This is a genomic window from Clostridium sp. AF32-12BH (assembly GCF_003477935.1).
Taxonomy (GTDB): domain Bacteria; phylum Bacillota; class Clostridia; order Lachnospirales; family Lachnospiraceae; genus Brotaphodocola.
Window position 1 is genome coordinate 70,372 of the sequence record NZ_QUEH01000014.1, and the last position, 13,686, is coordinate 84,057.

The following is a 13,686-nucleotide window of genomic DNA, read 5'->3' on the forward strand; positions in this document are numbered from 1 at the left end:
CATCACTCCGTTCTTATTTTTAGAACGGACCATATCCGATTGCTACCGCAATGTACAGGAATACCAGCTGCATTACCAGGAACATGCCCTGTAACGGCAGAATAAATTTATACCAGCTCTTTAACGGCACTTTTGCCAGGGACAGGTAAATTAACAGGGTTCCGTTGGTAAACCAGAAGGTATTGGAGATACCATCACCAAACTGGAATGCCATAACTGCAGTCTGTCTGGTAATATGAAGCATATCTGCAAGCGGAACCATGATCGGCATCACTGCAGTTGCCTGACCGGATCCGGACGGGATCAATGCATTGATGAAGAAGTTCACGATAAACATGCCGACTGCGCTGACATAAGCAGATGCGCCGTTCATCAGACCGGAAAGGCTGTGTACCAGCGGATCTACCAGACCGCCGGTAGTCATGGTCCACTGTACGGATCTTGCAATACCAATGATCAGGGCACCGGCAAATGCGCCGCGGCATCCATCCAGGATCATGTTGATGCCATCGCTCATTCCAACGCGGTTTACCACGCATACAATCAGGGCACCCATTAAGAATACGGTTGCCATCTCGGTATAAGACCACTTTAAGTTCAGGATGCCGTAGATGGTAACCAGGATCGTAACCAGAAGTACCAGGGCAGAAACCTTCTTCGGCGCATCAAATTTCAGGTTCGGATCTACCGGAATGCGGAGGGAAGAAGTATCAATGTTTTTGACCAGACTCTTAGACGGATCCGCCTTTACTTTTTTCGCATAGCGCATCGTCCAGACCAGGCTTAAGATCCAGACACAGAACAGAGCCGGGAAACGAAGTTCCCATCCGGAGAACATCGGCAGTTCTGCGATGGTATGGGAAACACCTACGGTAAACATGTTAAACGGTGCTACAGCAAAACTGATCAGGCAGGCAAAACCAGAGATTGCCATACCAACCAGAGAATCGTACCCCAGGGATAATGCCAGGGAAATGATGATCGGTACGAACGGAATGATATGTTCGCTCCATCCCAGGATACCGCCCAGGATAAAGAAGACGATCATGACAATCGCGATGATCACCTGGCTGCTGAGCTTTTCGGATGCCTTCAGCACGCTGTTGATGGCTGCGCCAACGGTATCCGTGCGCTTATAGATTTCTACAACACCGCCGATGATCATGATACAGAACATCATATTTGCGGTTGCTGTCATGCCTTCCGGAATCGAACGGAACATCTGAAAAATCGATACCGGCGTCCGGTCTACCGCATGGTAACTGTCCGCAAGCACCCGGGTCACGCCATCCACGGTTTCACGGTCGTAAGCACCAGGTTTCACAAAATACGATACGATGGTACATAAGATCACCATGATGACCAGCGGAATAAACGGGTTCATGGTGCGGGATGCTTTTTTTGTGTCTTTACTCATGTTTTTCCCCTTTCTACTGTAAAGCAGTCAGAATTCTTTCAGAATCTGCTTTATCAGCTGTAACATGTTCTCCATTTCCTCAATGACGACATATTCACCGGCACTATGCGAATGATAAATGGAAAGTCCGATCGGAATGCTGCGGATCCCAATCTGCTGTGTGCAGGTCGCATCCATGACCCCAAACGATCTCGTCCGCTTCATGGGAATTCCAACACTGGCATAAATGTTTTCCAGACGTTTCAGCATATCCTCATTAACGGAAAAATCAGACTCCGGGAAATCGCATTCCGTGCTGATGTTGCAGCGGCAGCCGGTTCTTTTTGCGGTATCTTCCATGATCCGAAACATATCCGCGGAAACCTGTTCCCATTTTTCAGAACCAAATGTGCGAATCTCCATGTCGAAACGGGCATGACCCGGAACTGCATTGGACGGTGACAGGGAAACCAGGTCAAATACATTGATCCGGAGATTTTCGTCCACCTGCCCCATGGGAATCTGATGAAGGATCTCAACGGCAGCAGCCAAAGCATTCACGCCAGGTTCATTTTTTCTTATGACATGGGCTCCCTGCCCCATCAGTTCTACATGAACAAAATGTCTGGACGGTGTGCAAAGCAATATTTCTCCAGTAATATAATGGTCTGGTATCAGTGCTTCTTCACTTTCCACATGCGAATAATCCGCAAACTTTGCCCCATGAGACCCCAGTTCCTGACATACCGTGAACAAAAGCTCTACCGGCCGGAACGCTTCCTTCTTTTCCTTCAGTTCTGCCAACGCTTCCATAACCAGGGCAATCGCAAGTTTTCCATCTGCCCCCAGGACACTGTTTCCGGCACTGTAAATTTTCCCATCTTTTACATAGGATTTCACCTGACTGCCTGGTGCTACGGTATCCAGATGAAGAACAAATAGCAGCGGCTTTTTGTCACTCTGCCCTGGTATCTTCGCCAGAATATTCCATCCATCCGTAACCACCTGGCTGTCCAGAAGCTGACGCTCAAACGCAATTCCCATGGCATTTAGTTCCTGTTCCATATACTCGCAGAATGCGCGTTCATGATGTGTTTCACTTCCGCAGTCTGCATATCGCATAAAACGTGCAACGGTTCCTTCGATTTTGTATACCTCCTTTCCCAATCATTGCCATATGAAGATTTTAGCACCGGACCAGCGAAAAAACTATTGGTTAAATCCAGTAGTTTTTTTCTCTATTTTTGTGCAAATGCATAAATATCGTTCTCATTTCCCTTGTTTTTTTCTATTATTTTATTATAATAGAAAAAAACAAGGAGGAGGGATTTTCTTGGACATGACCATCATGAATCAGATCGCCGCAAAACTGAAAGAGCACACGCCTGACGGACTGCTGATCTGCGATGCCAGCGGACGCGTTGTTGCATCCACAAGCCCGGATCAGATCGGATCTTTAAACCTCCTCGCCATCCAGTGCCTGAACCATAATGGTCCCGCCTCTTCCCTGGAACCCGGACAGTTTTCCGGTGCCGCCGCACCGCTGCGCTATCAGAACAGCCGGATCGGTGCGCTGATTCTTCCTTCTGCTGCTTCTGATTCTCTCAGACAGGCAGCCATCTTAAGTTCTGCTGTGGAGCTGATGTATGAAGAACTGCTGAATTCCAGAAATGTCCAGGCACAAACCAAAGAACGCGACCAGTTTCTGTTTGAATGGCTCCATATGCAGCCTCCGTACAGTGAAGCATTTCAAAAACGCGGCGAAGAATTTGGCTTCCAGATTCTGTCACCGCACACCATGCTTGTTTTTCAGCCGCAATCGGAAACATTTCCCGTGCTCATTCCTATGATCCAAAATCTTCTTGATGAGAAAGATGCCATGGTTTCCCTTTCTCCCGATACGCAGCTGATCTTAATCAAAGAGGAGCCGGGCTACGAAAAACGTTTTCACCGACTCCTTGCCGTGCTTTCCAAATTTCCGGCTGCGTTCTGCAAAAATCAGAAAAACCTTTCTGCCGGCTGTGCCCTTGCGCGCGAATGTCTCTCACTCGGTCAGCTTCTGTTTCCTGACCTTGGGTGTTACGACTATGATTATATGAAAACTGCCCTGGTACTCAGTCACGCTGACATACCAGGGCTGGAGCATGATTTTTCCATTCTGAAAGAAAAAGGTTCCAATGCCCAGTTAGCAGAAACGGTTGTCTCCTACATTCAGTGCAGCGGAGACATCCAAAAGCTGAGCGCCAAACTGCATGTCCATCGCAACAGCATCCCTTACCGGATCCGCCGGATCAAAGAGCTGTGCGGGAAAGATTTAAATGATGCGTATGATCTGATGGCACTTTATGCTTCGTATATCCGCTATATCTGTTTGCAGGAAAAAGAGCCGTAAAATTCCCATGACCGTCTTATACACATTCAGAACAGTCCGCTGTACTCCGGCTGAGAATGGCTGTTTTCATAATTTCTGCACACGTCCATGAATTCCCGGATTGGTGTGGTAAGCAATTTGTCCCGATGATAGACCAGATAAAAGTACCGCTTAAATTCCACCCCATCGATCTGGATCTCACGTATTTTCCCATCACGGAGCGGAATCTCAACCATTCGTCTGGGCACAACCGAAATCCCCAGTCCGGAAATCACTGCATTTACAAGCGCTGTCGTACTGGTTGCCTCCCAGGACGGCTTTACAAAAATCTGATGCTGTGCCATCACCTTATCAAAGGACTCTCTTGTCCCACTTCCCGGTTCACGTAAAAGCAAATGCTGCAGTGCAAACTCTTCTGCTGACATTTGAATTCTTTCTGAATCCCCGTTTCCTGATGCATCCATTCCTCGCTCCCAGTCTTTTCCCGGCGCAACTGCTACCAGATAGTCCTCCATATATTGTTCTGCTATCAGATTCTTCTCATGAACCGGACTCTCCACCAATCCAATATCCAGATCATTGCTGAGAATCTTTTTCTCAATCAGATCCGACGCTCCAATCAAGACCTGCGTATTCACATCCGGATGCGTATGCGCATAACTTTCCACATACCCTGGCAGAAACTGGGAACCAATTGTCACACTGCTTCCAATACGCAGCATGCCTTTGCTTCCCCAACTGCGCATGCCTTCTTCCATATCATCAAACAGACCAAGAATACGGATCACATAATCCTGAAACTGCTTTCCTGCCTCTGTCAGATACAGCCTTTTTCCCAACCGGTCGAAGAGATTCACACCATAATATTCTTCCAGTTCCTGGATTGCCAGCGTCACAGCAGGCTGTGCCATATAAATCTGACGCGCTGCCCTCGTCAGATTGTTTTCATTCTCGATCACCGCCCGAAAAATCCTCATATGCCGGATTGTCATGATACTATGCCTCCCTTTCTTCCTCTCTTTCCTTGTATCAAAGGCAGATCATATTGTTTTTATTATCATTGTTATATAATTATATTATTTTTCATATAATCCGTCCAGTGCTATAGTATATCAGGAACAGCAAAACTACTCCGAATTATATATGGAAACGAAAGGAATGGTAATCTATCTCTATGGAACATCACAACAATCCTACGCAGGAAGCCTCCCTAAAACAGTCGAATGCTTCCGTTCTGAAAAAATTATTTTTTTCTACCCTCTACTTAAGCACCTTCACGTTTGGCGGCGGATACGTAATTGTCAGTCTCCTGAAAACCAAATTTGTAGACGAACTTCACTGGATCGATGAAACGGAAATGCTGGATCTGATCGCGATCGCCCAGTCTTCACCCGGTGCGATCGCCGTCAACGGTGCCATTGTTGTCGGGTATAAGCTTGCCGGAATGCCCGGAATCCTCTGCTCGATTCTCGGTGCGATCCTTCCGCCGTTTGTCATCATCACTGCAGTCTCAGCGTTTTACAACGCATTCCGCGAAAGCTTCTTTATTCAAAATCTGCTAAACGGCATGCGGGCCGGAGTCGGCGCTGTCATCATCTCCGTTGTATACGACATGGGCGGCGGGGTTCTGAAGCTGCGCTCCCTCACTCTGGCACTGATCATGATCGCGGCCTTCATTGCCAACTATATCTTAAAAATCAACGTGATTCTGATCATTCTTGTAACTGCACTGATCGGTGCGGTCCGCACGGTGATCACGGTCAGACGGGAAAACATTCCGTCTGCCGGGAAAGGAGAAAACGAATGATGATTTACTTTCAGCTTTTCTTCGCATTTCTGCAGATCGGTGCCTTCAGCTTTGGCGGCGGATATGCCGCAATGCCGCTGATTCAGGCCCAGGTGATCGATAAATATCACTGGCTTACCTTAAATGATTTTACAAATCTGATCACCATCGCAGAGATGACACCAGGTCCTATCGCCGTCAACTCCTCCACCTTTGTCGGCAACCAGGTGGCAGGAATTCCAGGTGCCCTGATTGCCACCCTCGGCTGTATTCTTCCTTCCTGCATCTTTGTGACGATCCTTGCGAAGCTTTACGCAAAATACCGCAATCTGCGCCTGATGAAAGGAATTCTGGAATCCCTGCGGCCAGCTGTAGTTGCCATGATCCTGACTGCCGGAATCACCATTCTGATCCCGACCTTTTTCCTCGATGGAAGCATTTCCATCACCGGCGGTAATCTGCAGCTGCGCTATCTGATCTACTTTTTCACTGCGTTGTTCTTTCTGCGCAAGGTGAAGATTGATCCGATCAAGGTCATGGTTTCGTGCGGATTCGCGGAAGTGCTCTATCAGATTTTTCTGACATACTTCCCCGTAATATGAAAAAGGAGCTGCAAAGCAGAGGAGGCGCCACCGGCACCTTCTCGATATGCAAAGCAACAAGAAAAAAACAGGGATCTCATCCCTGTTTTTTCTGTTTCCGTCTATAAAAGAATAGCACAACCGCCTCCAGATACCGCTTTAGAACGATCTGGATCTCTTCTTTTGGATTGATCGGTTTTACCAGGATTCCATAAAGTCCGGCCCGGTTGGCACCATACACATCGGTAAAAAGCTGGTCCCCTACAAACAGGACTTCTTCTTTGCGAAGTCCCATCTCACGCACGGCACGGTCGTAGTTTTTTATACCCGGTTTTCCCGCTTTGTAAATATAGGGAGAATGAACCTGGTCTGCGAATGATTTCACACGCGGTTCCTTGTTATTCGATAACAGGCATGTCCGAAACCCAAGCGCATAAAGCCGCTCAAACAGGGCAATCGCCCTGCTGTCTGCCGGTGCCCCGTGAGGGACCAGGGTGTTGTCAATATCAAAAATAACGCCCTTTTTCCCACGCGTTTTCCAGCCTTCCCAGTCAATTTCATAGGTGCTGTCCACCCATTCTTTCGGATAAAATGGTTCTAATATCACGTCTGTTTTCCTGCCTACTTTCGTTTATTCTCCAGGAGCTTGCCAAGTTCCTCCATAAAGGTATTCACATCCTTGAACTCCCGGTAAACAGACGCGAAGCGCACATAAGCAACCTCGTCCAGCTGTTTCAGTTTCTGCATGACAAGCTCGCCGATCTGCGAGGTTTCTACTTCCCGATCCTCCATGGTAAAGATCTGGTTTTCAATTTCATCGATCATCTGGTTGATCTGCTGGATGGATACCGGTCGTTTATGGCAGGAATGGACAACTCCGGCTTCGATCTTAGAACGGTCATACGGCTCCCTCGACTGGTCTTTTTTGATGACCATGAGAGGCATGGTTTCCAGTTTCTCGTATGTAGTAAAACGCTTTCCGCAGACAACGCACTGACGACGGCGGCGGATCGAGCTGTTGTCCTCTGCCGGTCTGGAATCAATGACCTTAGTATCTGCTGCGCTGCAAAATGGGCACTTCAAGATAGTTTCCTCCTGTAGAAGTTCTTTGTCAGTATTTTAACCCATTTATCAGCTTCACGCAAGTAATTTTAGATCTCACGAAAACTGATTCCGAGCTGATACCATCTGCCTCTCACCGGATTTACCATATTGGCATTTACTCCGCGTTCCTGCAGCATGATATTGGTCTTCTCGATCAGGTTTGCCAGTGTTTCCTTCTCGCTGATATCATACTTTTCATGATGCATCGGAAGCATCAGTCTTACACCTGTCTGCTCAATCTCATCGGCATAGATCTGTTCCGGGTTTTCCGGAAGTCTTCCGGATACCTGGCGGATCATGATATTCGGCTCTGCTTTTGCCACTGCACGGATCATCGGTCTGGACCACATTGCATCCAGACGTCCGCCGACAAATGCAATTTTGAAATTTTCCTTTGTTGTGAGAATGAAATTCAGCTGGATCAGTCCGCCAAGATGTCCCAGTTCTCTGGTTCCCGGTCCGCCAATGCCGTAATCTTCTTCCAGAATATTCGCCATCGTCGAATACTTCATTCCCTGCTCATTGTGTGTTCCATGGAGTGTTTCCATTTTGAAATCCAGAAATTCATGGGTTTCCTCACTGCCAACCGCATATACCGAAGTAAATGGAATGTCAAATGCTTTGGCCAGCTCATAGGCAACCGCTTCATGACAGATCACCATCGGATTAAATTTCTTGATGTAATATTCCACATCGGAAATATGATCGCAATGGGTATGATTCAGGATCAGATAGTCCACCCGCTCAACACTTTCCGGAGTAATTCCGTACTCTTTTGGAATCCTGTAAAATTTCAGCCATGGGGCATCCGATACCGGATCGCTGATCATCGGATCCGTCAGGATCACTTTTCCATTTGAAAGTCTGATCTCGTAACACTGTCCGTTCAGCCAGCGCAGACTTACCACGCCATAATTTTCCGTCTTCTCCATTGTAAATCCTCCTGTTTTTTACATGTTTTCCTGCATGTTTTTCTTGCACATTCTTTTCAACAGTCATTTGATCGCTGTTCACGCACGCTGCATAAACAGAAATGTTATCTTCCCTGCTCCTTACAGTATAGCCCGCTCCGCTGTTTTTGTAAACATTCATAAAACACCCCGATTCCCAGCTGTTGCGCTGTTACCATTGCTATTTGTGCAACATGTTTATGCATACATGTCCGGCAATCCTTCAGTCGCATTTACACGCTTTCTCGATCTCTTTCAGTTTTTTTACTTCCACCAGGATAATATCATCGCCGATCTGACAAACATCTTTGAACGGGATGATATATTCTTTCTCTCGTCCGAAAATCCCACAAAGACACCCTGGTCCCGGAACGATCAGATGTGTAATGCAGCCATTTTCCGGATTAAACTCTACATCCCCCACAAATCCAAGTTTTTTGCAGTCGCAGATATTGATGACTTCTTTTTTTTTAAATCAAAAATACGCATAGCCCACATCCGGAACCGAAAATTCCTTACTGTAGTCTATGCGTATCCTTTTCTGTTTGTCACTTGCCTGCCAGCCTATGTTTTCTTACGGTCAGCGCAGTAAATGCGCAGACCTACTGAACAGTTACCACGCTTCTTAGAATAACGGAACAACTGCGCCCTCGTAGGTCTGCTCCATGAACTCTTTTACGGTGTCGCTGGTCAGTGCCTCCATCAGGGCTTTGGTCTTCTCATCCTCTTCCTTGCCCTCCTGCACTGCTACCACGTTGCCGTAGGTAGTTGCTGTTGCTGCCTCAGAGTCAGAAGCCTCAACAGCCAGTGCGTCAGATACCTTTAAACCAGCCTCGATTGCGTAGTTCCCGTTGATAACTGCAATGTCAACATCCGGAAGGGAACGCGGAACCTGTGCTGCCTCAACCTCCAGGATATCCAGGTTCTTCGGATTCTCAACAATATCGGTCTTGGTTGCCTTTAAACCTGCGCCGTCTTTTAACTTTAACAGACCCTGTGCTTCCAGAAGAAGCAGTGCACGTGCCTCGTTGGTTGCATCGTTTGGTACAGCAACCTTTGCGCCATCTGCCAACTCGTCTAAGGATGCGGTCTTGCCTGCGTAAATGCCAAATGGCTCGTAGTGGATCTTACCTGCGCTGACTAACTTGGTTCCTCTCTCCTCATTGAACTGTTCCAGATACGGAAGATGCTGGAAGTAGTTTGCATCCAGATCGCCAGCATCCAGTGCCAGGTTCGGCTGAACATAATCGGTATACTCAACGATTTTTAAATCATACCCTTTCTTTGCCAGTTCTTCTCTTGCAGCCTCCAGGATCTCTGCGTGAGGAGCCGGGCTCGCACCTACCGTCAGTTCCTTTAAATCGTCCGTCTTTGCTTCTGCTTCGCTGCTCTCTGCCTCTGCGCTGCTCTCCGCTGCAGTCGTCTCAGCTGCCTCTGCCTTTGTCTCTGCTGCAGTCGTCTCAGCCGGTTTGCTGCCGCCGCATGCGCTCAGGGCTGCTGCTGCTAAAAATGCTGCTGCAATTACACCAATGTTCTTTTTCATAATACTGATCCTCCTCAATGAATAATTTTGATTTATATGGCCTTTGGCCGACAGCCGTCCTGCGGCTGCTAAATCCATGCCTGTCATTTCCGGTCTGCCAGAACAATTTTCTGTTCTGCCGGATTTTTCCAGTTTTCGCATCCGATTCCGATGCGTTCCATTTCTTAACGGATCCGTTTGTCACTCTTTCTTGCCAGTCTCATGCCGATCTCCTGGATGATCTGGACGATGATGACCAGGATTGCTACGGTCACCAGCATGATGTCGGTCTCATAACGGTAATAACCATAGTTGATCGCGATACCGCCCAGTCCGCCGCCGCCAACCGCACCTGCCATCGCAGAATATCCAAGGATCGTGGTCGTAGAAATCGCTGCACCGATCAAAAGAGAGGGCTTTGATTCCGGGAGCAGCACCTTCCAGATGATCTGAAACGTAGAAGCGCCCATGGATTTCGCTGCCTCGATGACTCCTGCATCGATTTCCTTAAAGGACGATTCCACCATGCGGGCAATATACGGAGCTGCCGATGCTACAAGCGGCGGAACCACTGCTTTCCAGCCAAGGCTCGTTCCCACGATTTTCCTGGTGACCGGAATCATCATGATCAGAAGGATCAGGAACGGGACCGAGCGGAGCAGGTTGATGACGAGTCCCAGAATTTTCTGAAGGACCGGGATCGGGCGGATGCCTTCTTTGTCCGTCACTACCAGAATAATACCAAGCGGAATTCCGATAATATAAGAAACCACGGTGGAAATGATCACCATACATAACGTTTCCCCGATTCCATTGCGGATCAGTTCCATGATCTGCTGACTAAATAACATCGCCGCTCACCTCCTCATATGGTACCTGCACCGTTTTCAAATAATGCAGGGCACGCGCCGCATCTGCCTCATCTTCCGGAAGCTGAATGATCATCTGTCCATAGGCCGTACCGCCAATGTCTTTCGTGGATGCATACAGGATATTGACCGGCACTTTGCTTGCCAGGATCATATTCGCCAGCACCGGTTCCATGGAAGATCGTCCATCGAATGTGATACGGATTTTTTTCGAAGCATCGAACTTCACATTCTCCACCGCATCTCCAAGAATAAGCTGACGGCCGATCCTGGATTTCGGCTCAGAAAAGATTTCCGACACCCGTCCGGACTCTGCAATCTGACTGTGATCGATGATGGCAACACGGTCACAGATTGCTTCAATGACTGCCATCTCGTGGGTGATCACGATCACCGTAATCCCCAGATCCCGGTTGATCTGTTTGATCAGCTCCAGAATGGACTTGGTGGTGTTCGGATCCAGTGCACTGGTTGCTTCATCGCAAAGAAGTACTTTGGGATTCGTTGCAATCGCACGGGCAATCGCCACGCGCTGGCGCTGTCCGCCGGAAAGCTGTGCCGGGTATGCTTTCGCCCGGTCTTCCAGACCAACCAGTTTTAACAGCTCCATTGCTCGTTCCTTCGCCTGCTGCCTGGGAACTCCTGCAATTTCCATCGGGAAACACACATTTTTCAGGATGTTTCTCTGAGCCAGCAGATTAAACTGCTGGAAGATCATGCCCATGGACTGTCTTGCCTTTCTCTGCGCTGCCTCGCTTAAGGCCGCCAGATTCTCTCCTTCAAAAATAACCTCACCGGAGGTTGGGATTTCCAGCATATTGATGCAGCGTACCAGTGTACTCTTTCCTGCTCCGGAAAGACCGATAATGCCAAAAATCTCGCCCCGTCGAATTTCCAGATTAATGTCGTCTAAGGCTTTCACCGGACCATTCGCCGTCTTAAACTCTTTGCCCATGTGTTTTAACTGGATGATGGTTTCGTCTGATGCCATGATAGTTTCCTTTCCCTGTTTTGTGAATCCGGTAAACCAGATCATATTCGGATATCCTATTCCGTAAACTTTGCGCAACGCATTTTGTTTCATAAGAGGCAATTTCCTGTGAAACAAGAAAAGCCGCAAAACCTGCACAGGTTTGCGGCAATTAGAATGCGTATTCGATATGATCCTTCTATGCTCTTTCCTGACCTTGCAGATTACTGATGAAATTGATTGCACACGAACATACGGCACATGTTCATCATCATGCCGCACATCATAGCCATATTCATCTGCATGGTCTTGGACTGATTCATAGCTGTTCTCCGTTTCCGTTAATTTTACCTTATGTGGCGTATTGTACGCCGGGTTTTATGTTTTGTCAAGGATATTCTGGAAATTTCGCAGTGGCAGCTCGAAAACGCTTTGGCGCAGGCTGTTTCGCAGTGGCAGCTCGAAAACGCTTTGCGTTTCCTCGCTGAGGGCATTCGCCCTATCAGCCGAAATTTTCACAGGAATTCTGCTTCGTGCGAGCACGGCAGAATTCCTGTGAAAATTTCGGCTGGCACTGCTCATTTAGATCACGTAGTCCCCACCGTCTTCGCTCTGCATCAGATCGGCGATGGTATAGCTGTCAAAAAACTGATTGATCGTTTCATTGAGCCGGTTCCACATCGGCAGAGTCCTGCAGTGGGGGGACATGGCACAGGGTTTGGCATCCGCTTCCAAACAGGCAACCGGAGCCAGAGAACCCTCTGTCAGGCGCAGGATCTCGCCGACTTTATAATCTTCCGGTGCTCGGGACAGGCGATAACCGCCGCCTTTTCCCTGAGCACCTTCTACAAAACCGGATTTGGACAGATTGGACATGATCGATTCCAGATATTTCTGGGAGATATCCTGCCGCTCTGCCACCTCCTTTAACGGAGTAAAGGCGCCGGTGGCATGTTCTGCCAGGTCCACCATGACTCGCAGCGCATATCTTCCTCTTGTTGAAATCATCATAATCCCCAAACCATCCTTCTCATTCTATTCTATTTCCGCCCGGAAACACACGCCTGTTTCCGGGCCGGTACGGACTGTCCCAATTCATCCGGACTGTACGCAGATATAGGAACCGTTACGGTCAGTCTGCAAATAACGGGGTGGACAGATAGCGGTCTCCGGTATCCGGCAGAAGCACTACGATTGTCTTACCCTCATTCTCCGGGCGTTTTGCCAGTTCAATGGCAGCCCAGGTTGCTGCGCCAGAGGAAATACCTACCAGCACGCCTTCATTCTTTCCTACCTCTTTTCCGGTTGCAAATGCGTCTTCATTGCTGACCGGAATGATTTCATCGTAAATCTTGGTATCCAGTACATCCGGAACAAAGCCTGCACCGATACCCTGGATCTTGTGGGCACCTGCCACACCGGTGGAAAGTACTGCAGAGGTAGCCGGCTCTACAGCGACAACCTTAACATCCGGATTCTTGGATTTTAAGAACTGACCGGTTCCAGTAATGGTACCGCCGGTACCAACACCTGCTACAAAATAATCTACCTTTCCGTCGGTATCTTCCCAGATCTCCGGACCAGTGGTCTCGAAGTGTGCTTTCGGGTTTGCCGGGTTTACGAACTGACCGGTCACGAATGCACCCGGGATCTCCTTTGCAAGCTCATCTGCCTTGGCAATGGCACCCTTCATACCTTTTGCACCTTCCGTCAGAACCAGCTCTGCACCATATGCTTTCATAAGCTGGCGGCGCTCAACGGACATGGTCTCCGGCATAACGATGATGATGCGGTAGCCGCGGGCTGCTGCAACCGATGCAAGACCGATACCGGTGTTGCCGGAGGTCGGCTCAATGATCACAGAGTCCGGTTTTAACTGACCGCTCTTCTCTGCTGCGTCGATCATAGCCTTGGCAATACGATCCTTTACAGAACCTGCCGGGTTAAAATACTCGAGCTTTGCCAGAATTTTCGCCTTTAAGCCATATTTTTTCTCAATATTTGTGAGCTCCAGAAGAGGGGTTTTTCCGATCAACTGGTCTGCAGAAGTATAAATGTTTGCCATTTTTTGTGTCCTCCTTGCATTCACGCAACGTTTTATTATCAAATCATCCACCCGGTTCAAAGGAAATGACCG

General features: G+C 48.3%; 14 protein-coding genes and 1 pseudogene. 3 read left to right on the forward strand and 12 right to left on the reverse strand.

Annotation, left to right across the window (positions count from 1 at the left end):
* Positions 1-19: 19 nt before the first annotated feature.
* Together DWZ40_RS13955 and DWZ40_RS13960 are read right to left on the reverse strand one after the other, a co-directional pair.
* Positions 20-1,417, reverse strand: coding sequence for a YfcC family protein (locus DWZ40_RS13955; protein ID WP_118543607.1), 1,398 nt, complete (start codon positions 1,415-1,417; stop codon positions 20-22).
* 27 nt (positions 1,418-1,444) lie between these two features.
* Positions 1,445-2,518, reverse strand: coding sequence for a M20/M25/M40 family metallo-hydrolase (locus DWZ40_RS13960; protein ID WP_118543608.1), 1,074 nt, complete (start codon positions 2,516-2,518; stop codon positions 1,445-1,447).
* Positions 2,519-2,735: 217 nt separating this feature from the next.
* Here DWZ40_RS13960 and DWZ40_RS13965 point away from each other — a divergent pair, with 217 nt between their 5' ends.
* The gene (locus tag DWZ40_RS13965; RefSeq protein ID WP_207664519.1) at positions 2,736-3,788 is read left to right on the forward strand and encodes a helix-turn-helix domain-containing protein; all 1,053 of its coding nucleotides are present in this window, start codon (positions 2,736-2,738) and stop codon (positions 3,786-3,788) included.
* Positions 3,789-3,814: 26 nt separating this feature from the next.
* On the opposite strand, the gene DWZ40_RS13970 is transcribed toward DWZ40_RS13965, so the two are convergent.
* Positions 3,815-4,744: a LysR family transcriptional regulator gene (locus tag DWZ40_RS13970; protein ID WP_118543657.1), complete on the reverse strand. Its 930-nt coding sequence runs from the start codon at positions 4,742-4,744 to the stop codon at positions 3,815-3,817.
* 197 nt (positions 4,745-4,941) lie between these two features.
* Between DWZ40_RS13970 and DWZ40_RS13975 the strand changes: the two genes are divergently transcribed.
* Both DWZ40_RS13975 and DWZ40_RS13980 read left to right on the forward strand, forming a co-directional pair.
* The gene (locus DWZ40_RS13975; protein ID WP_118543610.1) at positions 4,942-5,574 is read left to right on the forward strand and encodes a chromate transporter; all 633 of its coding nucleotides are present in this window, start codon (positions 4,942-4,944) and stop codon (positions 5,572-5,574) included.
* A complete protein-coding gene (locus DWZ40_RS13980; RefSeq protein ID WP_347560093.1) occupies positions 5,571-6,155 on the forward strand; it encodes a chromate transporter in 585 nt (194 codons plus the stop codon). The genes DWZ40_RS13975 and DWZ40_RS13980 overlap by 4 nt, the downstream gene beginning before the upstream one ends.
* A gap of 76 nt (positions 6,156-6,231) precedes the next feature.
* On the opposite strand, the gene DWZ40_RS13985 is transcribed toward DWZ40_RS13980, so the two are convergent.
* The 9 genes and pseudogenes from DWZ40_RS13985 to cysK all read right to left on the reverse strand — a co-directional run bounded on the left by DWZ40_RS13985 (position 6,232) and on the right by cysK (position 13,614).
* Positions 6,232-6,738, reverse strand: coding sequence for a YqeG family HAD IIIA-type phosphatase (locus DWZ40_RS13985; RefSeq protein WP_118543659.1), 507 nt, complete (start codon positions 6,736-6,738; stop codon positions 6,232-6,234).
* A gap of 17 nt (positions 6,739-6,755) precedes the next feature.
* Positions 6,756-7,217 (reverse strand): transcriptional regulator NrdR, encoded by a 462-nt coding sequence (nrdR, locus tag DWZ40_RS13990; protein WP_118543611.1) that lies wholly within the window; start codon positions 7,215-7,217, stop codon positions 6,756-6,758.
* Positions 7,218-7,285: 68 nt separating this feature from the next.
* A complete protein-coding gene (locus DWZ40_RS13995; protein WP_118543612.1) occupies positions 7,286-8,170 on the reverse strand; it encodes an MBL fold metallo-hydrolase in 885 nt (294 codons plus the stop codon).
* A 241-nt stretch (positions 8,171-8,411) separates the two neighbouring features.
* Positions 8,412-8,648, reverse strand: a pseudogene (locus tag DWZ40_RS14000) (PRC-barrel domain-containing protein); the annotation flags it as partial.
* A 165-nt stretch (positions 8,649-8,813) separates the two neighbouring features.
* The gene (locus DWZ40_RS14005; RefSeq protein ID WP_118543614.1) at positions 8,814-9,731 is read right to left on the reverse strand and encodes a MetQ/NlpA family ABC transporter substrate-binding protein; all 918 of its coding nucleotides are present in this window, start codon (positions 9,729-9,731) and stop codon (positions 8,814-8,816) included.
* A 164-nt stretch (positions 9,732-9,895) separates the two neighbouring features.
* Positions 9,896-10,561: a methionine ABC transporter permease gene (locus DWZ40_RS14010; protein ID WP_182430498.1), complete on the reverse strand. Its 666-nt coding sequence runs from the start codon at positions 10,559-10,561 to the stop codon at positions 9,896-9,898.
* Entirely contained in the window at positions 10,551-11,570 is a 1,020-nt protein-coding gene (locus DWZ40_RS14015) for an ATP-binding cassette domain-containing protein (RefSeq protein WP_182431756.1), read from the reverse strand. Before DWZ40_RS14015 ends, DWZ40_RS14010 begins: the two co-directional genes overlap by 11 nt.
* A gap of 561 nt (positions 11,571-12,131) precedes the next feature.
* The gene (locus tag DWZ40_RS14020; RefSeq protein ID WP_118543615.1) at positions 12,132-12,560 is read right to left on the reverse strand and encodes an RrF2 family transcriptional regulator; all 429 of its coding nucleotides are present in this window, start codon (positions 12,558-12,560) and stop codon (positions 12,132-12,134) included.
* 121 nt (positions 12,561-12,681) lie between these two features.
* Positions 12,682-13,614 carry a cysteine synthase A gene (gene cysK, locus DWZ40_RS14025; protein WP_118543616.1) on the reverse strand — a complete coding sequence of 311 codons (933 nt, stop codon included), beginning with the start codon at positions 13,612-13,614 and terminating at the stop codon, positions 12,682-12,684.
* Positions 13,615-13,686: the final 72 nt, after the last annotated feature.

Excerpts from the sequence above, each read along its gene's own strand:
- DWZ40_RS13955 (WP_118543607.1), bottom strand. The coding sequence starts at position 1,417 with ATGAGTAAAGACACAAAAAAAGCATCCCGCACCATGAACCCGTTTATT.
- DWZ40_RS13960 (WP_118543608.1), bottom strand. The coding sequence starts at position 2,518 with ATGCGATATGCAGACTGCGGAAGTGAAACACATCATGAACGCGCATTC.
- DWZ40_RS13965 (WP_207664519.1), top strand. The coding sequence starts at position 2,736 with ATGACCATCATGAATCAGATCGCCGCAAAACTGAAAGAGCACACGCCT.
- DWZ40_RS13970 (WP_118543657.1), bottom strand. The coding sequence starts at position 4,744 with ATGAGGATTTTTCGGGCGGTGATCGAGAATGAAAACAATCTGACGAGG.
- DWZ40_RS13975 (WP_118543610.1), top strand. The coding sequence starts at position 4,942 with ATGGAACATCACAACAATCCTACGCAGGAAGCCTCCCTAAAACAGTCG.
- DWZ40_RS13980 (WP_347560093.1), top strand. The coding sequence starts at position 5,571 with ATGATGATTTACTTTCAGCTTTTCTTCGCATTTCTGCAGATCGGTGCC.
- DWZ40_RS13995 (WP_118543612.1), bottom strand. The coding sequence starts at position 8,170 with ATGGAGAAGACGGAAAATTATGGCGTGGTAAGTCTGCGCTGGCTGAAC.
- DWZ40_RS14005 (WP_118543614.1), bottom strand. The coding sequence starts at position 9,731 with ATGAAAAAGAACATTGGTGTAATTGCAGCAGCATTTTTAGCAGCAGCA.
- DWZ40_RS14010 (WP_182430498.1), bottom strand. The coding sequence starts at position 10,561 with ATGTTATTTAGTCAGCAGATCATGGAACTGATCCGCAATGGAATCGGG.
- DWZ40_RS14015 (WP_182431756.1), bottom strand. The coding sequence starts at position 11,570 with ATGGCATCAGACGAAACCATCATCCAGTTAAAACACATGGGCAAAGAG.
- DWZ40_RS14020 (WP_118543615.1), bottom strand. The coding sequence starts at position 12,560 with ATGATGATTTCAACAAGAGGAAGATATGCGCTGCGAGTCATGGTGGAC.
- cysK (WP_118543616.1), bottom strand. The coding sequence starts at position 13,614 with ATGGCAAACATTTATACTTCTGCAGACCAGTTGATCGGAAAAACCCCT.